Here is a 17,727-nt window from a genome sequence, read left to right on the forward strand (position 1 = left end):
CTGTTCACGCTAATTACAGGCTTGCGCTGGCCACCAGAAGGGCCGAGCGCAAGGAATGGGACGAAGGGAATACTCGACGTATTCACAAGGAGCATGACGCGGCGATCGGCCCTTCTGGTGGCCAGCCCCACGAAGGATTCCTACAACCAGGGGAACGTGCCTTGCCGGCCGCATTACGGCGTCGTTCGTCGTTGCAATAGCTACGGCTATTGCGCCTCCTCTCTCCTTGTCCTGCGGCCGGCAAGGCACGTTCGCAAGCCTGTAATTAGCGTGAACAGGCCCTAGTATGCGATCAGCGACTCCACCCAGGTGTGAAGCCCCATGTCGCCCTGCCCATATCTCATCCAGTCGTAGTCGCCATAACCGGCACCTTCGCCCGGCCAGGGGTTCATGAAGTAAAGCGTTTGCGAAGCATCGTCGAAACCGTCGATGACGATGAAATGGCCGCCTCCGCCGGGCCAGGACCAGAGCGCGATCACAGGGTTGCCGCGCTGAACGGCCGAACGCGTCGCACCATAGGAAAGCGGGCTGCCGTAATAGCGCGATGCGCGCCGCCCCAGCCACCAAAGGATGCCTTCGATACCGGTCGTACCGGCCAGGTAGTTTCCGGAATTCGCTCGATCGTTCCAATAAAACGGATACGCTCCGCATGCATAGCCGACCGAGTCGACCCAGTTGGCGATTCGGCATTGCGATGTCGTGACGCCGCGGTAAGCCAGCACTGCGTCCGCGTCCGCGCTCCAACACCACTCGCTGTGTATTTGCTGCACGAGGGGAACATCGAGTTGAACGCTTGCCGCCTGCGCTGCCATCTGCGGCGCTATGAAGGCCGCTGCGCTCGCGATGAGATACGCCGCCGGAGTAGTCTTCATGATGGAACTCCTCAATGGCTGAAGCGTGGATCGCTCATCCCGCGCCGGATACTCGCACGCAGCGCGTCGATGATCCGGTGTTCGCTCAGCGCCTCGCGCTTCGTGGCGGCGACAGGGCTCGCGCCAGCGGCTAAATCCGGTCTCGACGAAAACGCGAGTTCTTGCGCACTCAGCAACGGCAGGTATGCCGGTTCGCCGTGCGCGACGACTTCGATGAAATCCGCCAGCCCTTGCTCGCTGCGTATGAAGCGCAGTCGTGGGGCCGAAGGGTCGCGGAGATAGTCGCTCACGGCGCGTGAGATGTCTGCGGCGAGGCCCGCGCCGCCCATCTGCACCGTTTTCCACTGGCCGTGCACACGCGCGACCGTCGCGAGGCCGACTGGCCGGTCGCCGATCAGCACCAGGAATCGCCAGACTCCGGTACGGCGCAGGCTCTTGTCGATGCTGTTGCCCGCAAGCAGCGAAGCCGCATCGATCAGATAAATCTCGAAGCCGTAGCCGATCGCGGCATCGCGCACGGCGCCCGGCGAATCCATCGAGAAAATGCGGCTGAGCGAGCGACTATCGTCGTTGTCCATCGCATGTTCAGCCAACGCGGCGAGCGAGCGTTCGGCGGCGTCGCGCTGCGGCGTGCCGAGCGCGAGCGTGAAATCGACTGGCGACGAGGCATTCCCCTCGTTGGCCGCGACGGGTGCCGGGCACGCGGCGATCAGCGCCACTGCGAGCAGGATTCCGAGCGACTGCCTGAATGAATGCATGGGGACGGCTCCTTCGTCTAAGGCACGGCGCTGCCATGGCTGAATTGGAGCTTAGGAAGAAGCGGTGCGATCGGCCAGCGGGCTCCGTGAGGTTGAGAGGTTTCGAAGCGATTCGCATAGATTGGCTGCAGCGGTTTTTCCGGGCGATTTTCTCCGAAAACCCACTATGTGGATTGGGTGTGGATTTATAACGAACAATTTGCGACGGCCGCTGATTTTCTCAAATACTAAGATTAACGGGCTCAAGTTCGTTTGAATTTCAAGTTTCCATCCAGTATCGTTCGGCAGGCGGGGTTGCGAGATTCATCTCTGTGAATCTGGAACTTGAATGAGGCCGAGGGAAAAATGTTTCGATATGAAATGGGTGCAGCGCTCCTTGATGCCGCAGATTCGGACACGTGGTTCGATGAACTATCTGAAATTGGCCGGCGGCATGATTTCGAATACACGATATTCGCTTTGTCGATAAGAAACACCATGCCGTTCGAAAGTGCGTTTTATCGCGGCAATCATTCGGCGGTGTGGCGAAAGATATACGAACAGAAGCACTACGTGCGCATCGACCCCATCGTGCGCTATTGCCAGTCGAAGCTCACACCGCTCGTTTGGGGCAGCGAGCGTTTTGTCGAGCCCGAAGAGCAGATTCTGTACGAACAGGCGAGCGGATTCGGCATGCGGTGGGGCGTAACGTTTCCGATTCATGGGCCAAAACAGGAAGTGGGTATGTTGTGCTTCGCCACGAGCCGGAAATCGGAGGAAGCGAGGCGCGACGTGGTGGTGCATATGCCGAAACTGGGATTGATTCGGGATATCGCTTACGAGACGGGCCTGCGCTTTGCGCGTGAAGGAATGAGTTCATCGGTGCCGAAGCTGACGCCCTGCGAAACGGAGTGCCTAAAATGGCTCGCACTCGGAAAATCGACGTGGGAGATTTCAAAGATACTGGATCGGTCGCAGGCAACGATCAACTATCACATCCATAACATCAAAAGAAAAATGGACGTGCATTCGCGAAGCGCCGCAATGATGATGGCGGTCAAGCTCGGATTGATCGAGGTGGATCGGTTGGCCTCCACGCCTTGTTTTGCATAGCCGCAATTTGCCCAGGGGAGATCGGGCCCCGCATTGGCCGGTGGCCGGCATCTCGGGGCACGAGCGTTCGCCGAGTTTGAGCTGAAGCGACACGGGGCCGATGTCAGCGTTTTCCCGAGGAAACGATTCCATGCTGATAAACGGTTGAACCTTTTGCCCGGCGCAGCCGATATCTCCGTTACGCAGCGACGCTGGTCGCCTGCTGTAACGGAGGAGCCGCAAGATGAGGGATGGAAGCCAGCCGGGTGTTTTCCGCGAGACTGGCGCGCCGCGGTCTGCATCAGTCGCTGCGCGCCGCATGGCAGCGGTCATGCTCGCGGTGTGGACCGTACTGCCGTTCGCGTTCGCGCCCCGTGATGTGCAAGCGCAAGAAACGATCAAGATCGGTGTGCCCGCGCCGCTGTCCGGAAGCTACGAGCGGGCGGGTGTCGACATCGTCGATGGCGGCAGGCTCGCCATCGAGCAGATCAATGCCGCCGGCGGCGCACTTGGCAGGAAGCTCGAACTCGTACCGCAAGACGATGCCTGCAATCCCGACGGAGCGGCGAAGGCGGCGACCCAGCTCGTTGCGGCGGGTGTCGTCGCAGTCGCAGGCGGTTATTGCTCGAGCGCTGCGCTGCCCGAGCTGCGCGTGTTGCACGACCGGCATATTCCCTACGTGCTCGATGCCTCTACGTTTCCGCAACTCACCGATCACGGTTGGAACGACGTCTTTCGCACGATAGGGCGAACCGACGCGCAGGGAGGCTTCGCCGCACAGTTCATGAGAGACGTACTGCATGCGACGCGCGCAGCGGTCCTCAACGACGGGTCCACGTATTCGCAGGGGCTCGCGCAAAGCACGATCGCGGCGCTCAAGCAAGCGGGTGTCGAGGTGGTCTACGACCGTGCGATTACACCAGGACAGCCGGACTATCGCAGCGTGATCAAGGGGGCGACCGATTCCAAGGCGGATGTCCTGTACTTCACGGGGTATTACAACGACGCTGCCGTGCTGGCGAAAAACCGGCGCGAGCTGACGCCATCGATCAGATACTTCATGGGCAACGGCACCGCGGACCCGTCGTTGATCGAAAAGGGGGGAGCGGCGGTGGAGGGGATGATCGTGACGACGTCGCCGTTACCGCAGTTGTTCCCGCAGTCCCGCGCACGGGGTTTTGTGAAGGCGTACGAAGCCGCCTACCAGCGCGCGCCCGGTCCGTATTCGGTTTACGAGTACGACGCGATCGGGGTTACGGCACAGGCCATCGAGAACGCGAACTCGATCAAACCGGAGGACATCGCGGCGGCGTTGCACAGACTGAAGCGCTACAACGGTGCGACGGGCGAAATCGAGTTCGATCAGAAGGGCGATCGAGCGAAGGCGCCGTTCATGGCGGTGACGGTGCGCGATGGCAAGTTCGAACCGTACGCCAGCCTCGATGCCAAGGGGCGGTGGGTGGCGGTGAAGTAGGGGGGCGTTCTGGCGGAGGGCGTGTCCGCTGTACATTGCCGGTGCCTACTGGTTCTCCAATCGGCTGGAGCCGCTCAGAGGCGATCGCGCCGGCCAGTACAGCATCCGCATCAACGACCAATGGCGCGTGTGCTTCCGGTTCGAGGGTGGCAACGCATTCGAGGTCGAGATCGTCGATTACCATTGACTGGAGAATCATCATGGCACGCGAAGTCACGTACCCGACTCCGGGCGAAATCCTCCCCAGGCTATCTCGCCTTCGAATTTGCAGCACATCACTGCTCGAGCTTCGGCGGCAGCGGCGAACGCGCGATACGGCAAGCCTGTTCTCACATCGAATGGGGCGCGAAATTTGCCGCCGCAGCGATGTGGCAGCGCCGATGGGGGCAAGTCTTCCCGCTCTTCGCTTATCCGCCGGAACTACGCGAATCGCATACAACTTGACCGAGAGCCGAAAGGCCGCTGTTTCGAACTCTCCATCAGAGTACGGCGGTAAAAGAATTCGCTTCCCCTACATCATGAGTCGTTACCTGACGCGAAACGAACTCGCCGAACTGGTCGGCTGCAAACCGACCAGCCTGGCATGCAACCACAGCCTACCGCTCGCTTGAGAACCCGCGACTAAGAAGCCTTTCGGCGTCGCCCCTCGCGTAACGGTCGGACGATGAATCGGTAGATCGTCCAGACAGTGATGCATGCGGCCGCCAACGAGACAAAAAAATAGAAGAGCAGCAACAGAGTTTCCCCTTCATCGGCTCCGCGCACATTGAAGAGGTCCGCGAGGAAGAAGTAGACCTTTTGGCCGCCGGCGCTCTTGCGAACATCGTCGACCCACTGCCAGCTATAGATCAGCTTCAAGTACAGGTATGTCAACGCCGCTACCATCGCCGTGCGCAGCACATATTTCATTTCACCTCCACGACGCCGTAGTAACGCGCTTTTGTGCCCGGAATATAGCTGGGCGGAAGTGAGAGGAGGTAGGTACGGAGCTGATTAAAACGCGATTGGTCCGTGAGGGTAATACAGCCTTCACTGAGACGCTGACGGCCCGCGGGATGGAGGCGGAAGTTATTTCTGCGTACGCCACTCACGATGACCCAATCGGCCATCGGCTGTGTCACCGGGTGTAGCGAGAACCACTCATTGCGGTGTGAGTTGCTGAACTCGTCCTTGATGGGATCCCACAGCCAGCCAAGGCGCCCGCCGCTCTCCCGCGCGATGATGTAGTAGCGCCCCTTCGGAATCGGCCCCGCCTTTGCCAATGCCGTATCGGCGGCCCTATTCTCGTGTCCGACGTCGCCGGAGAAAGCTGGAAAGGTGAGCCCATCGCAAGTCAGCTTGCTGATAGGCTGGCCGTTCAGAACGAATGTGCAGTTCGCTGCCATTGACTTGTGCCCTCGATCGTCTTTTTATTGGTGGGCGAAAGCATATCAAATCCTGAGGCGCGTTCACGTCCCTATGCCCCAGATACATAGCGCCCGCCGCGCGGCTGAGCGAGATGAGAGACGAGCAGCGCGGGCGATCGCGCCCCGCGTGAGTGATACGGAATGGCCTAAATGCCGCCTAGCGGGGCTCCGATGAGTTCGGCGGAGAAAACAGTGGCAAGTGCCAGGGCGTGACCGCACCAACAGCCTACCCACCTACCGACCCCCCAAAACTTCGCGACTAAACCGGACTATTCGCAACGACTCCGGACTATTTCGATTTTGGATTCTTCTTTGTGAGCCTTATGCAGCAAGGGAATTGGCGATTTAACCGAATTGTCCAAGATTGTTTCGGAGGGGCGTTCTGGCGGAGGGCGTGGGATTCGAACCCACGAAGGCCGTAAAGCCTTGCCGGTTTTCAAGACCGGTGCATTCAACCGCTCTGCCAGCCCTCCGAGGGGAGCGATTGTACCGCGAAACAGTCGGCCTGCTGCAATGCCGACGGCGCCCTGCATCCCGCGCAGCCCGCTTCCCCCGCGTCGCAAGATCCGCTTACTCCGTGCCCGAGCGCTTACCGTGCGCCAGCGCCCCGGCCTTGCTCAGCGTCTCGACGATATGCGCGAGCGCACGTTGACGCGTCTCGCGATCCGGTGCGCGCAACGCGTACGACGGATGCCATGTCGCCAGAATGGCGCGTCCACCATGCTCGATCACTTTGTCGAAGTGCTCCTGCAACCGGGCATGTGGGTCCTGCAGCAGCGCCTTGAGCGCCGTGCTGCCGAGCGCGATCACGACCTTCGGCGCGACTTCCTCCAATTCCTGGTCCAGCCAATAGCGGCATGCCTCGATTTCGCGTTGCGCAGGCGTTTTATGCAGCCGCCGCTTACCGCGCGGCTCCCATTTGAAATGCTTCACCGCATTCGTGATGAAAACGTCCTTGCGGACGACGCCAGCTTCGTGCATCGCGTCATCGAGCAACTGCCCGGCAGGTCCGACGAAAGGTTTGCCGGCTTTATCCTCGCTGTCGCCCGGTTGTTCTCCGACCATCATGATCGGCGCATGCCGCGCCCCGGCGCCCGGCACGCCCTGCGTGGCACGCTCCCAAAGTGCACAGCGGCGGCACGCGTCAAGCGTGCGCGGCTGCTGTTCCGGCTCGACCTCGGGTCGAGCTTGGGGCTCGGCATCGGCAGCCGTGGGCGGTGGGCGGCGTTTCTGGGCGTTCATGACCGGTTTGCGTAGCATCCCGGAATCGATGCGAGCAATTAGGATGCCCCCCAACAATCGTCAGGCGCGCTCGTTCAAGAACAGCGCCTGCAGATCGTTGAGAAACCGCTGCCCGAGCGGCGTGGGCGCAATCCGTTCATGGTCGCGTGCGATCAAGCCGCGCTGCTCGGCTTCGCGCAGCGCGGGCTCGATTGCCGTGATCGCGAGCCCCGTTCGCTCGATGAACCGATGCACGGGAAAACCTTCGGTCAGCCTCAACGCGTTCAACATGAATTCGAACGGCAGATCGTGTGGCCCTACCTCGCGTTCCTCCTCGACGGGCGAGCCGGCGCGTGCCTTTTCGATGAAGGTGGCCGGGTGTTTGTAACGCGCCTGACGAACGATCCGATGGGCGAACGACAGCTTGGAATGCGCACCGGCCCCGATGCCCAGATAGTCGCCGAAACGCCAGTAGTTGAGGTTGTGCTTGCACTGTCGATGCGGCTTGGCATAGGCCGACACCTCATAGCGTTCGTATCCGGCCGCCGCCGTGCGCTCATGGATCCAGTCCTGCATGTCCGCCGAGGCGTCGTCATCGGGCAGCGCCGGCGGGTACTTCGCGAAGAGCGTATTCGGCTCGAGCGTCAGGTGATAGAGCGAGAGATGGGGCGGGTCGAACGAAAGCGCGCGCTCCACGTCGGCACGGCATTCGTCGAGTGTCTGTTGCGGAAGTGCGAACATCAGATCGAGGTTGAAGTTCTCGAAATGCCGCGCGGCAATTTCCACTGCCCGATGCGCGTCGCCGCTGTCGTGAATCCGGCCCAGCGCCTTCAAGTGCCGCTCGTTGAAGCTCTGAATGCCGACGGACAGGCGGTTGATGCCGCTTGCGCGAAATTGCGCGAACTTCTCGGCTTCGAACGTGCCGGGATTGGCCTCCATCGTGATCTCGGCGTCCGCATCGAGCGGCAGCAGCGCGCGCACATCCGATAACAGCCGGTCCAGCCCGCTTGCCGACAGCAGGCTTGGTGTCCCGCCGCCAATGAAGACGGTGTGCACCTGCCGTCCCCAGACGAGGGGCAGCGCTTGCTCGAGATCGGCACGCAGCGCATCGAGATAATCGTTTTCGGGAAAGCGTTCGCCTTTCCATTCATGCGAATTGAAATCGCAATACGGGCACTTGCGCACACACCAGGGGAAGTGGACATAGAGCGCCAGCGGCGGCAGCGAGCTCAGCGCAATCTTCCCAGGCGCGACGAACGCTTGAACGACGCGATGCCGATCGTACTCGGGGGTAGTCATTGCGTCTCCCCAGCGAGCCGGGCGACGAGCGCACGCAGCGCCAGCGCGCGATGGCTATGTGCGTTCTTGGCGATGGGATCGAGCTGCGCCGCGCTGGCCGCAAGCGCCGGCACGAAGAAGTGCGGGTCGTAACCGAAGCCGTTGCTGCCGCGCGGCGTGTCGATGATTTCGCCATGCCAGCGGCCCTCGGCCACGAGCGGCTCCGGATCGTCAGCATGTCGCATCAGTACGAGCACGCAGTAGTAGTAGGCCCGCCGGTCCTGCACGCCCTGGAGCTCGGCGACGAGCCGCGCGTTATTGGCTGCGTCGCTTTTTTCGCCGCCCGCATCGAGTGCGAACCGCGCCGAATGCACGCCGGGTGCGCCGCCCAGCGCATGGACACACAAGCCGGAGTCGTCTGCAAGCGCGGGCATGCCGGTCAATGTCGCGGCATGGCGCGCCTTCGCCAGGGCATTCTCGATAAAGGTCGGATGCGGCTCGTCGGCCTCCGGGACGCCGAGCTCGCCTTGCGCGACGAGCGCAATGCCCGCATCGCCCAGCAACGCGGCGAATTCGCGCAGCTTGCCGGCGTTGTTCGACGCAACCACGACGCGCCCGAGCGAACGGGCGACACTGCCCGGCATGGTGCGCGAGGATTCGCTTGCGCGATCAGTCACCTGCAACCTCCAACGCTGCCTTTTGCTTGGCGATCAACTGTTCGATGCCGGATTGGGCCAGATCGAGCAGTGCATTCATTTCGTCGCGCGAAAAAGGGGTTCCCTCGGCCGTACCCTGGACTTCGACGAATCCGCCGTCGCCGGTCATGACGACATTCATATCGGTATCGCAGCGCGAATCTTCCCGATAATCGAGGTCCAGCAGCGGCAGCCCCTCGTAGATGCCGACCGAAATAGCCGCCACATAGTCGAGAATCGGCGAGCTTTCGATGCGTCCTGCCGCGAGAAGCTTCGACACCGCGTCGTGCGCGGCGACGAACGCACCGGTGATGCTGGCCGTACGCGTGCCGCCGTCGGCCTGGATGACGTCGCAATCGACGTGCAGCGTGCGCTGACCGAGCCGCTCGAGGTCGAACACCGATCGCAGCGCGCGGCCGATGAGCCGCTGAATCTCCTGTGTGCGCCCCGTCTGCTTGCCGCGCGCGGCTTCGCGATCGCTGCGCGTGTGCGTGGCGCGAGGCAGCATGCCGTATTCGGCGGTGAGCCAGCCCTGGCCGCGATCGCGCAGAAACTCGGGCACGCGCTCGAGCACGCTTGCCGTACAGATGACCTTGGTATCGCCGAATTCGACGAGCACGGACCCTTCCGCATGCTTCGTGTAATGGCGCGTGATGTGCACGTCGCGCAGTGCATCGGCACGGCGCCCGCTCGGGCGTTCAACGAGATCGGTCATGGTGGGCAAAGGTATGAGGAGGGAAACCGTGATTTTACCGTTCCGGAGGCGCCGCATCGCGCGTGCCGCCCCGAGCTGCCTTGCCACGCCCTGCGAGCGGCGCTCGGAGCAGGCGCCGGGCGCAAAAATGGGATAATGCCCCTTTCGCCTGCGCGACGCCTCATTGGCGCGACGGGCGCCTCGAACCACCGGCCGGCAACGGCCCCAAACGCGAGACGGACGATGATCTACAGCATGACAGGCTACGCGAGCGCTACGCGCGAAATTGCGGTGCCGGGCATTTCGGCGGGCATGAGCGTATCGGTCGAACTGCGCACCGTGAATTCGCGTTTTCTGGACCTCAATTTCCGTATGCCCGAAGAGGTGCGCGCGTGCGAGCCGACGCTGCGCGAATTGCTCATGAGCAAGCTCTCCCGCGGCAAGGTCGACATCCGCATCAACGTGCAGCGCAGCGAGCAGACGCCGAGCGTCGGTGCGCTGAACGCCGAGGTGCTGCAGCAACTCGCCAAGCTCGAGCAGGCCGTCACCGATGCCTTTCCCGGCGTCGAGCGCATGCGCACGGGCGAGATCTTGCGCTGGCCCGGTGTGCTCGCGGAAAGCGGCGCATCGGCGGAGGCGCTGCGCGACGCCGTGCTCGCTTGCGGCAAGCAGGCGATCGCCGAACTCATCGATGTCCGCGGCCGCGAGGGTGCGCAGCTCGGTGCGATGTTGCTCGGCAACGTGACCGAGATGGAGGCGATCTTGCAGCGCATCTCGCCGCTCGTGCCGGAGCTCATCGCCAAGCATCAGCAAAAGATCGTCGAGCGCTTGCAAGAGGCGCTGGGGCTCGCAGCGCCCGACGGGGTCGCAACGATCGTCTCGCGCGAAGAGATCGCCGAGCGCATCCGTCAGGAAGTGACGATGTACGGTATCCGGATCGATATCGCCGAAGAGTTGTCGCGCCTCACCGCGCATTTGAACGAGACGCGTCATGTGATCGAGAAGGGCGGCAAGGTCGGCAAGCGGCTCGATTTCATGATGCAGGAACTGAACCGCGAGGCCAACACGCTGGGCTCGAAGGCGGCTGCGAAGGAGCTTGCCGACGCGTCGATGACGCTCAAGCTGCTGATCGAGCAGATGCGCGAGCAAGTCCAGAACCTGGAGTGAACCACCGATGATCGACGCTACGTCCGCAGGCGGCGCGCGCAAAAGCGGCGCTCCGCGCAATCCCTACGCCGGGGTGTATCCCGGCAACCTTTTCATGGTCGTCGCCCCATCGGGGGCCGGCAAATCGACGCTCGTGAACGCGCTGCTGGCCGACGACGCAGCCATTCGTCTATCGATTTCATACACGACGAGAAAGCCGCGGCCTGGCGAACAGGACGGGCAGCACTACCACTTCACGACGGTCGACGACTTTCTGGCCCGTCACGCGGCCGGCGAGTTTCTCGAGAGCGCCGAAGTGCACGGCAATTACTATGCGACTTCGCGCGTGTGGATCGAGGAACAGATGAAAAGCGGCCATGACGTGCTGCTCGAAATCGATTGGCAGGGCGCGCAGCAGGTGAAAAAGCAGTTCCGCAACGCGGTCGAGATATTCATCCTGCCCCCGTCGCTCGAGGCGCTCGAGGTCCGTCTCAAGAAGCGAGGCCAGGACGAGCCGAACGTCATCACGCGCAGGCTACTTGCGGCCGGCAGCGAGATGGCGCACGCATCGGATGCTCAGTACGTGCTCATCAACGAGCATTTCGATCGGGCCCTGGCCGAGTTGCGATGTATCGTTGCCGCGACGCGGCTGCGTTTCGATTCGCAGTACGCCCGCAACAGCGAGCTCTTCATCGAGCTCGGCATCCATCTGCCGGCCGCCGAGTGACGGTGGACGGCTGCATACATAAGGTAGAATAAGCAGCATATCAAGAAGGAATTTCCGAACATGGCCCGCATTACCGTCGAAGACTGCCTGAAGCAAATCCCGAATCGATTCGAGCTGGCGCTCGCCGCGACTTATCGCGCCCGCCAGTTGGCCCAGGGTCACACGCCCAAGATCGAGAGCCGCGACAAACCCACCGTTGTCGCGCTGCGCGAGATCGCTGCAGGCCAGGTCGGTCTCGAGATGTTGAAGAAGGTACCCGTCTGAGCATCGAGTTCGTGAAGCGCGGCGGCAGTATCCGTCGCCGCGACTTCGCGCAGTCTATCGAGCCAAACGCGCTCAACTGACCCGGCAACCACCGATACGGAGGCGAATATGAGCAACATCCCATCGTCCGCCTCCACTGCTGCCGAGGCCGTCAACCCGGAACACGAGACCGAAGCGCCGGGTGCCGCGCGCAAATACATCGACGCGGTTCTGGAACAATCGTTCCGCCATCTGTTCGGGCCGACAGCCACGCCCGAGCAGCCCCGCAAGCACGACGTCGTTTCCATCGCCAAGCTCACCTCGATGCTCGCCGGCTACTTGAGCCCGGAGGAGATCAAGGAGGTCAAGGCCGCGTTCCATTTCAGCGACGAAGCGCATCTGGGCCAGTATCGCCAAAGCGGCGAGCCGTATATCACGCATCCCGTCGCCGTCGCGGAAACCTGTGCCGGCTGGAAGCTCGACGCGCAATCGATCATGGCCGCGCTGTTGCACGACGTCATGGAAGACCAGGGCGTGACGAAGGCCGAACTCGCCGAGCGGTTCGGAGCGAAGGTGGCGGAGCTCGTCGACGGGTTGTCGAAACTCGACAAGATGGAGTTCCGCAATCGCGAGGAAGCGCAGGCGGAAAACTTCCGCAAGATGCTGCTTGCGATGGCGCGGGACGTGCGGGTGATTCTGGTCAAGCTCGCCGACCGCCTGCACAACATGCGTACGCTCGGCGCCGTTCCGCCCGAGAAGCGCCGGCGTGTGGCACGCGAAACGCTCGACATCTATGCCCCGATCGCGCATCGGCTGGGCCTGAACAATACTTATCGCGAGCTGCAGGATCTGAGCTTTGCGAACTTCAATCCGAATCGCTACGCGACCCTCGAGAAAGCGGTCAAGGCGGCGCGGGGCAACCGGCGCGAAGTCGTCGGCAAGATTCTGGAGTCGGTGCAGCGCGCCATCGGCGACGCACATATCGATGCGGAAGTGACGGGGCGCGAGAAGACGATCTTCAGCATCTACAAGAAGATGCGCGACAAGCAGCTCTCGTTTTCGCAGGTGCTGGACGTCTATGGTTTTCGCGTCGTCGTCGGCAGTGCGCTCGAATGCTATACCTGCATCGGGGCGCTGCATGCGCTCTATAAGCCCGTGCCGGGCAAGTTCAAGGATTACATCGCGATCCCGAAGGTCAACGGCTATCAGTCGTTGCATACGACGCTCGTCGGACCGTTCGGCGCGCCGATCGAATTCCAGGTGCGCACGCGCAAGATGCACGAGATCGCAGAGGCGGGCGTCGCGGCACATTGGCTGTACAAGAATGGTGGCGCCGATCTCAACGATGTGCAAAAGCGCGCACACCAATGGTTGAAGTCGCTATTGGACATCCAGAGCGAGGCAGGCGATTCGAGCGAGTTCCTCGAGCACGTCAAGATCGATCTGTTCCCGGACGCCGTCTACGTATTCACGCCGAAATCGAAAATCATGGCATTGCCGCGCGGCGCCACGGCGCTCGACTTCGCCTATTCGATCCACAGCGACCTCGGCAATCAGTGCGTGGCCGTCAAGATCAACAACGAGCTGCTGCCGCTGCGCACGGAGCTCAAGAGCGGCGATATCGTCGAAGTGATCACGGCGCCGTACTCGAAGCCGAACCCCGCGTGGCTCGGGTTCGTGCGCACCGGCAAGGCACGTTCGGCGATTCGTCACTATCTGAAGACGATGCGGCTGAACGAGTCGGTGCAACTGGGCGAGCGGCTCGTCGATCAGGGCCTCAAAGGCTACGGTCTGTCGTTGGCGGAGGTCGAACCCGAAATCTGGGAAAAGCTCGTTCAATGGACGGGCAACAAAAACCGTCAGGAAATCTTCGCCGATATAGGCTTGGGCCGGCGTGTTGCCGCGGTCATGGCCAAGCGCATCGAAGTGCTCGTCAGTGGGCGAGATGCCGACGACGACCATCCGCGTACAGAGCACTCTACGGCGCCCCATGCGCCGCCGGTCGTCATCACTGGCACCGAGGGAATGTCCGTACAGCTTTCGGCGTGCTGCCGGCCGATACCGGGCGACGACATCATGGGTTACATCGGCATCGGTCTCGGCATGGCCATTCATACGACCGATTGCCGGGTCGCTCAGCGGATCCATCGGCGCGATCCCGCGCGCTGGATCGATGTGGCCTGGGCGCCGCAGCCCGGGCGCCTGTTCGACGTTGCCGTCAAGGTCCTCGTCAAGAACACCAAGGGCGTGTTCGCGCGCGTGGCGGCGGACATCACGTCGGCCGACGCGAACATCGTCCATATTGCGATGGACGAGGATTTGTCCCAGGAGTCGACGGTGCTGCGCTTCGTCATCCAGGTCAGCGATCGGGTTCACCTTGCGAACGTCATGCGACGCGTGCGGACGAACCCCGACGTCATGCGCATTGCGCGCGAGCGGCCGAGCGAGGAGGGGCATCACCGGCACGACGGCGGTATGCGCATCGAGCGGGAGCGGGCCGACTACTGACGGCCGAGCGCCGGACAGGTCGACAAAAACAAAGGGCCTTCCGTTCGGAAGGCCCTTCGTAATTGGTGCGGCTGGCAGGATTCGAACCCACGACCCCTTGGTTCGTAGCCAAGTACTCTATCCAACTGAGCTACAGCCGCATGTGAAGCACACTACCACTAGACAGTGGTGAAACAAAAGAGCCTTCCGCGAAGAAGGCTCTTGAAAAGATGGCGCGGCTGGCAGGATTCGAACCCACGACCCCTTGGTTCGTAGCCAAGTACTCTATCCAACTGAGCTACAGCCGCACGCAGAAGCGAAAGTATAGCACGACCCTGGAAAAATGGAAGAGCTGCGAGGCGTTGCGCCCGGGGTTATCGTGTAGTCTTGAAGACTCATCGAATCGACGCAGTGGTTTCATCATGAACAAAGCTTTTGTCAAAGAATCGGGCGAGGACGGCGATGACGATCTCGACGTCGCGCAGCCCGAGATCCCGCCAGGAACCAAGAACTACATCACGCCAGCAGGGCATAAACGCCTGCGCGACGAGTTGTTGCATCTGATCGACGAAGATCGGCCCGAGGTCGTGAAACTCGTGTCATGGGCCGCCTCGAATGGCGATCGTTCGGAGAACGGCGACTACATCTATGGCAAGCGCCGCTTGCGCGAGATCGATCGGCGCATCCGTTTTTTGACCAAACGGCTCGATTTGGCCGAGGTCGTCGACAGCAGCAGGCAGGAGAACGTCGATCAAGTCTTTTTCGGCGCGACCGTCGATTACGCGGGTGTCGATGGCGAGACGCATACGGTCACCATCGTGGGCATCGACGAGGTCGATCTCGACTGCGGACACGTCAGCTGGATTTCGCCGATCGCGCGCGCCTTGCTCAAGGCACGTATCGGCGATGTCGTCACGCTGCACACGCCGGCGGGGCCGGAGCAGATCGATGTTCTCGATGTCCGTTATCCGCCAGCGAGCGCTTGAGCGCCCGATGGCGGCTTGACCGTCGCTTCATGCCGGCCGCTCGCGATTCGCCGACGAAAAAAAGGCGCCGCAAGCGGCGCCTTCGAGGCATACAACCGTTTTTCGATGCGTATTAGAAGCGGTGACGCAGGCCGGCGGTCACGGCAACCTGGTTGTGCGTGGACGACGGAGCCAAGCCGTTGATGAAAGCCGTCAGGCCAGAGCCATCGGCCTTGATGTGCTGATATTCGCCCTGCAGATAAACGTCGGTACGCTTTGACAGCATGTAATCGGCTTGCAGGCCGAACGTGTGCCATTTCGGATCCGTGCTGCCGACCTTGCCGTCGGTGAACGTGTACTGTCCCGCGAGGCTCAATGCAGGCGTCAGCGCATAACGACCATTGATTTCATAGTTGTTGAAGCGCAGACCCGTCGGCGCAGCGAACGCCAGCGAGCCGGAAGTTACCGGGTTGGCGTTGGCGATGCTCGTCGCATTGTTGACGCGCGACTGCGTAAACACGACACCGGCCGTTGCCGGGCCGAACGTGTAGTTCGCGCCGGCACCCCAGACACGCTGACGCGTTCCGGCGAACGGCGAATCCGTCACTGCACCGCCCGTGTTCGCGGCGCCGAGCGCGGTGGCCGAGTTCAGACCGTTGTTCAACTGCAAGTACGCCGCGGCGAAGTTGAAGCCGCCGAAGTTGTACGATGCGCCGACGCTGTACTCACGGTTGTTCGCGAAGCCGCCCGCGGCGTTCGAGAAACCATACATTGCGCCGAGCTTGAAGCCGCCGTAGTTGGCGCTCTGGTAGTGCACCGAGTTGTTCACCCGGAACGAATTGTCGAGGTTGTCGTTATCGAACGGGTGGGCAAATCCGGTACCGCCGTATTGCGTACCCGTCAGCGACAGCGGCCCGAGGTACTGCACCACGTCGTCATACTGACGACCGAGAGTGACCGTACCGTAATCGGCGCTCGACAAGCCGACATAGGCTTGACGGCCGAACATGCGGCTTTGTTGCCCCAACGTACCGTTGTTGATGTTGAAGCCGTTTTCCAACGTGAAGATGGCCTTCAAACCGCCGCCGAGGTCTTCGGCGCCTCGCAGCCCCCAGCGGCTGCCGTTCACGCTACCGCTCGTCTCTTGCCAGTTGCTGTGGCCGCGCTGGTTGTTCGTGTAGGTGATGCCTGCGTCGATCAGGCCGTACAGCGTGACGCTGCTTTGCGCATGCGCCATCGTTGCAAATACGCCGGTGAGGGCGCCGACCAGAAGAGTCTTCTTCATCTTTATCACTCCAGAACGGGAAATTTTTTGCAGCTTTCGGAAGACAGTCATGCCACCGACAGCGAGAGGCATTTGCGTGCAAGCGCGCCCACCACCATTAGGCGCTTTGTCTTCCAACCCGGCTGAGTGTAAATGAGCACCCCCCGCAGACTGCCATTTCAGTTCGCGCAATAAAGTATTTTGCGATGCGCAATGGCCAACAAGTCCCGCGCAATCGCTTGCCACGCAAGGCTTTCACGAAGGATTGCCGCTGTGATGGAGATATGCCGAGCTTTCGCTTGTTGCGTTTGCGATACAAATCAGTCCGCGTCTGTTCGTGGAAACAGACGCGCGTTTCAACTGATTATTGCGTAACGAGGAAGAGATGGTTGCGGATTATGTTGTCGATTGTCGCGTCCGCGGGGCCTTACACTGAGGGCTCTTTTTCGTAGAGAAAAAGGTCTCCGAGCTTGACGGCGCGGCCGCTGGCCGCGCTTTTTTTTATTCAATGGCGACGACGCCGCCGGGCGGTATCGCCGTCTTTCTCCCAGGCTCCGGCTGACGACTCATCGAACGCAGGCGCCCAGTCTTCGACGACATAGTGACGTGCATCCATAGGCGAGGCGAGCAAGTTCTGCCAGTGGTCGCCGTGCCAGAAAGGATCGAAGCCGCTCCCAGGAGCGACGCCGGACGCTACGGACGCTAGAGGCTGGCGTGCGAAGGGCGCATGCATGAGCCGGGAGAACAGGCGTTTGAGGCGTTGCAATTGCATGATGGTCTCCACAGCTAATAATCTGATTCAATCATCCGGCGCCGGTGGATCGCGGACAACTCGGATAAATACTTACATCGGAAATATTTTGTTGCAACTGCGGTATATTTTGCCGGGTTGATCCCCGTTATTGCGATGCTGCCGGTAATCTTGACGGGGGTTAATGCATTTATTTGCGCTTGATGCGTATAGCATCGCGCGGCCGTTCAGTTAATGAAAAAAATCTTGACGAGGGCTCTCGCTTCCCTTTATAAAAGCAGCGCCGGATTGACCTGGCGACGAGTCGCAGACGGAGAGACTGTGGCGTGTCGTCCACAAGGGGGTTTCGGTGGAGGGCGCTGCCCGTCTATTAAAAATCTCGAGGGAATCAGTACTATGAGTACTCAGGAAACTGGTATCGTCAAATGGTTTAACGATGCTAAAGGTTTTGGCTTTATTACGGCTGATAAGGGCGGTGAGGATTTGTTTGCGCATTTCTCCGAAATCCAGGCCGATGGTTTTAAATCACTCAAAGAAAATCAACGCGTGACATTCGAGGTGAAAACCGGACCGAAAGGCAAGCAGGCGGCGAACATTCGTCCGATCTGACGCTGCGGGCCCGGGCCAAGGCGCCCGGCCGCGTTCGGTAGCCGGCGCTCGGGTGGTGCATACTTC

18 protein-coding genes, 3 tRNA genes and 2 pseudogenes are annotated in these 17,727 nt (G+C 61.3%); 10 read left to right on the forward strand and 13 right to left on the reverse strand.

Features of this window, described 5'->3' with window-relative positions:
* A pseudogene (locus tag ACO1XS_RS07730) lies at positions 1 to 200 on the forward strand (hypothetical protein); the annotation flags it as partial.
* Positions 201 to 281: 81 nt separating this feature from the next.
* On the opposite strand, the gene ACO1XS_RS07735 reads toward ACO1XS_RS07730, so the two are convergent.
* A complete protein-coding gene (locus tag ACO1XS_RS07735; RefSeq protein ID WP_331573141.1) occupies positions 282 to 872 on the reverse strand; it encodes a C39 family peptidase in 591 nt (196 codons plus the stop codon).
* A gap of 11 nt (positions 873 to 883) precedes the next feature.
* Positions 884 to 1,630 carry a hypothetical protein gene (locus ACO1XS_RS07740; protein ID WP_331573143.1) on the reverse strand — a complete coding sequence of 249 codons (747 nt, stop codon included), beginning with the start codon at positions 1,628 to 1,630 and terminating at the stop codon, positions 884 to 886.
* A 360-nt stretch (positions 1,631 to 1,990) separates the two neighbouring features.
* On the opposite strand from ACO1XS_RS07740, the gene ACO1XS_RS07745 reads away from it, so the two are divergent.
* From ACO1XS_RS07745 to ACO1XS_RS07755, 3 genes and pseudogenes are all read left to right on the forward strand, one after another.
* Positions 1,991 to 2,722 (forward strand): helix-turn-helix transcriptional regulator, encoded by a 732-nt coding sequence (locus tag ACO1XS_RS07745; protein ID WP_331573145.1) that lies wholly within the window; start codon positions 1,991 to 1,993, stop codon positions 2,720 to 2,722.
* 298 nt (positions 2,723 to 3,020) lie between these two features.
* Entirely contained in the window at positions 3,021 to 4,175 is a 1,155-nt protein-coding gene (locus ACO1XS_RS07750) for a branched-chain amino acid ABC transporter substrate-binding protein (RefSeq protein ID WP_331573147.1), read from the forward strand.
* A 55-nt stretch (positions 4,176 to 4,230) separates the two neighbouring features.
* Positions 4,231 to 4,362, forward strand: a pseudogene (locus ACO1XS_RS07755) (type II toxin-antitoxin system RelE/ParE family toxin); the annotation flags it as partial.
* A gap of 434 nt (positions 4,363 to 4,796) precedes the next feature.
* Here ACO1XS_RS07755 and ACO1XS_RS07760 read toward each other — a convergent pair.
* The 7 genes from ACO1XS_RS07760 to rph form a co-directional block, all read right to left on the reverse strand.
* Positions 4,797 to 5,084 (reverse strand): hypothetical protein, encoded by a 288-nt coding sequence (locus ACO1XS_RS07760; protein ID WP_331573149.1) that lies wholly within the window; start codon positions 5,082 to 5,084, stop codon positions 4,797 to 4,799.
* Positions 5,081 to 5,560: a DUF2778 domain-containing protein gene (locus ACO1XS_RS07765; RefSeq protein ID WP_331573151.1), complete on the reverse strand. Its 480-nt coding sequence runs from the start codon at positions 5,558 to 5,560 to the stop codon at positions 5,081 to 5,083. Before ACO1XS_RS07765 ends, ACO1XS_RS07760 begins: the two co-directional genes overlap by 4 nt.
* A gap of 404 nt (positions 5,561 to 5,964) precedes the next feature.
* Positions 5,965 to 6,054, reverse strand: a tRNA-Ser gene (locus ACO1XS_RS07770).
* 97 nt (positions 6,055 to 6,151) lie between these two features.
* Complete coding sequence (locus tag ACO1XS_RS07775; protein ID WP_331573153.1) at positions 6,152 to 6,823, reverse strand: UdgX family uracil-DNA binding protein; 672 nt, start codon at positions 6,821 to 6,823, stop codon at positions 6,152 to 6,154.
* 60 nt (positions 6,824 to 6,883) lie between these two features.
* Positions 6,884 to 8,101 (reverse strand): radical SAM family heme chaperone HemW, encoded by a 1,218-nt coding sequence (hemW, locus tag ACO1XS_RS07780; protein WP_331573155.1) that lies wholly within the window; start codon positions 8,099 to 8,101, stop codon positions 6,884 to 6,886.
* On the reverse strand, positions 8,098 to 8,724 hold the full coding sequence (rdgB, locus tag ACO1XS_RS07785; RefSeq protein WP_331573242.1) for an RdgB/HAM1 family non-canonical purine NTP pyrophosphatase: 627 nt from the start codon (positions 8,722 to 8,724) through the stop codon (positions 8,098 to 8,100). The genes hemW and rdgB overlap by 4 nt, the downstream gene beginning before the upstream one ends.
* Positions 8,725 to 8,749: 25 nt before the next feature.
* Positions 8,750 to 9,490: a ribonuclease PH gene (rph, locus tag ACO1XS_RS07790; RefSeq protein WP_331573157.1), complete on the reverse strand. Its 741-nt coding sequence runs from the start codon at positions 9,488 to 9,490 to the stop codon at positions 8,750 to 8,752.
* A 222-nt stretch (positions 9,491 to 9,712) separates the two neighbouring features.
* Between rph and ACO1XS_RS07795 the strand changes: the two genes are divergently transcribed.
* The 4 genes from ACO1XS_RS07795 to ACO1XS_RS07810 all read left to right on the forward strand — a co-directional run bounded on the left by ACO1XS_RS07795 (position 9,713) and on the right by ACO1XS_RS07810 (position 14,093).
* The gene (locus tag ACO1XS_RS07795; protein ID WP_440563995.1) at positions 9,713 to 10,636 is read left to right on the forward strand and encodes a YicC/YloC family endoribonuclease; all 924 of its coding nucleotides are present in this window, start codon (positions 9,713 to 9,715) and stop codon (positions 10,634 to 10,636) included.
* Between the two features lie 7 nt (positions 10,637 to 10,643).
* Positions 10,644 to 11,342, forward strand: coding sequence for a guanylate kinase (gene gmk, locus ACO1XS_RS07800; protein WP_331573161.1), 699 nt, complete (start codon positions 10,644 to 10,646; stop codon positions 11,340 to 11,342).
* A gap of 60 nt (positions 11,343 to 11,402) precedes the next feature.
* Complete coding sequence (gene rpoZ, locus ACO1XS_RS07805; protein WP_006400783.1) at positions 11,403 to 11,606, forward strand: DNA-directed RNA polymerase subunit omega; 204 nt, start codon at positions 11,403 to 11,405, stop codon at positions 11,604 to 11,606.
* A 108-nt stretch (positions 11,607 to 11,714) separates the two neighbouring features.
* Positions 11,715 to 14,093 (forward strand): RelA/SpoT family protein, encoded by a 2,379-nt coding sequence (locus tag ACO1XS_RS07810; protein ID WP_331573163.1) that lies wholly within the window; start codon positions 11,715 to 11,717, stop codon positions 14,091 to 14,093.
* Between the two features lie 63 nt (positions 14,094 to 14,156).
* Here ACO1XS_RS07810 and ACO1XS_RS07815 read toward each other — a convergent pair.
* Together ACO1XS_RS07815 and ACO1XS_RS07820 are read right to left on the reverse strand one after the other, a co-directional pair.
* Positions 14,157 to 14,233, reverse strand: a tRNA-Arg gene (locus ACO1XS_RS07815).
* A 70-nt stretch (positions 14,234 to 14,303) separates the two neighbouring features.
* Positions 14,304 to 14,380 (reverse strand) — tRNA-Arg (locus ACO1XS_RS07820).
* A gap of 114 nt (positions 14,381 to 14,494) precedes the next feature.
* Between ACO1XS_RS07820 and greB the strand changes: the two genes are divergently transcribed.
* Positions 14,495 to 15,058 (forward strand): transcription elongation factor GreB, encoded by a 564-nt coding sequence (gene greB / locus ACO1XS_RS07825; protein WP_331573165.1) that lies wholly within the window; start codon positions 14,495 to 14,497, stop codon positions 15,056 to 15,058.
* 112 nt (positions 15,059 to 15,170) lie between these two features.
* On the opposite strand, the gene ACO1XS_RS07830 is transcribed toward greB, so the two are convergent.
* Together ACO1XS_RS07830 and ACO1XS_RS07835 are read right to left on the reverse strand one after the other, a co-directional pair.
* On the reverse strand, positions 15,171 to 16,322 hold the full coding sequence (locus tag ACO1XS_RS07830; protein ID WP_331573167.1) for a porin: 1,152 nt from the start codon (positions 16,320 to 16,322) through the stop codon (positions 15,171 to 15,173).
* A 484-nt stretch (positions 16,323 to 16,806) separates the two neighbouring features.
* Positions 16,807 to 17,073: a hypothetical protein gene (locus tag ACO1XS_RS07835; protein WP_331573169.1), complete on the reverse strand. Its 267-nt coding sequence runs from the start codon at positions 17,071 to 17,073 to the stop codon at positions 16,807 to 16,809.
* A gap of 375 nt (positions 17,074 to 17,448) precedes the next feature.
* On the opposite strand from ACO1XS_RS07835, the gene ACO1XS_RS07840 reads away from it, so the two are divergent.
* Positions 17,449 to 17,661, forward strand: coding sequence for a cold-shock protein (locus ACO1XS_RS07840; protein ID WP_173257085.1), 213 nt, complete (start codon positions 17,449 to 17,451; stop codon positions 17,659 to 17,661).
* Positions 17,662 to 17,727: the final 66 nt, after the last annotated feature.

Source organism: Trinickia sp. (assembly GCF_057351765.1).

Excerpts from the sequence above, each read along its gene's own strand:
- ACO1XS_RS07745 (WP_331573145.1), top strand. The coding sequence starts at position 1,991 with ATGGGTGCAGCGCTCCTTGATGCCGCAGATTCGGACACGTGGTTCGAT.
- ACO1XS_RS07760 (WP_331573149.1), bottom strand. The coding sequence starts at position 5,084 with ATGAAATATGTGCTGCGCACGGCGATGGTAGCGGCGTTGACATACCTG.
- ACO1XS_RS07795 (WP_440563995.1), top strand. The coding sequence starts at position 9,713 with ATGATCTACAGCATGACAGGCTACGCGAGCGCTACGCGCGAAATTGCG.
- ACO1XS_RS07740 (WP_331573143.1), bottom strand. The coding sequence starts at position 1,630 with ATGCATTCATTCAGGCAGTCGCTCGGAATCCTGCTCGCAGTGGCGCTG.
- ACO1XS_RS07840 (WP_173257085.1), top strand. The coding sequence starts at position 17,449 with ATGAGTACTCAGGAAACTGGTATCGTCAAATGGTTTAACGATGCTAAA.
- ACO1XS_RS07775 (WP_331573153.1), bottom strand. The coding sequence starts at position 6,823 with ATGAACGCCCAGAAACGCCGCCCACCGCCCACGGCTGCCGATGCCGAG.
- ACO1XS_RS07835 (WP_331573169.1), bottom strand. The coding sequence starts at position 17,073 with ATGCAATTGCAACGCCTCAAACGCCTGTTCTCCCGGCTCATGCATGCG.
- rpoZ (WP_006400783.1), top strand. The coding sequence starts at position 11,403 with ATGGCCCGCATTACCGTCGAAGACTGCCTGAAGCAAATCCCGAATCGA.
- ACO1XS_RS07750 (WP_331573147.1), top strand. The coding sequence starts at position 3,021 with ATGGCAGCGGTCATGCTCGCGGTGTGGACCGTACTGCCGTTCGCGTTC.
- rph (WP_331573157.1), bottom strand. The coding sequence starts at position 9,490 with ATGACCGATCTCGTTGAACGCCCGAGCGGGCGCCGTGCCGATGCACTG.
- greB (WP_331573165.1), top strand. The coding sequence starts at position 14,495 with ATGAACAAAGCTTTTGTCAAAGAATCGGGCGAGGACGGCGATGACGAT.
- ACO1XS_RS07765 (WP_331573151.1), bottom strand. The coding sequence starts at position 5,560 with ATGGCAGCGAACTGCACATTCGTTCTGAACGGCCAGCCTATCAGCAAG.
- gmk (WP_331573161.1), top strand. The coding sequence starts at position 10,644 with ATGATCGACGCTACGTCCGCAGGCGGCGCGCGCAAAAGCGGCGCTCCG.
- hemW (WP_331573155.1), bottom strand. The coding sequence starts at position 8,101 with ATGACTACCCCCGAGTACGATCGGCATCGCGTCGTTCAAGCGTTCGTC.
- ACO1XS_RS07810 (WP_331573163.1), top strand. The coding sequence starts at position 11,715 with ATGAGCAACATCCCATCGTCCGCCTCCACTGCTGCCGAGGCCGTCAAC.
- rdgB (WP_331573242.1), bottom strand. The coding sequence starts at position 8,724 with ATGCCGGGCAGTGTCGCCCGTTCGCTCGGGCGCGTCGTGGTTGCGTCG.
- ACO1XS_RS07830 (WP_331573167.1), bottom strand. The coding sequence starts at position 16,322 with ATGAAGAAGACTCTTCTGGTCGGCGCCCTCACCGGCGTATTTGCAACG.
- ACO1XS_RS07735 (WP_331573141.1), bottom strand. The coding sequence starts at position 872 with ATGAAGACTACTCCGGCGGCGTATCTCATCGCGAGCGCAGCGGCCTTC.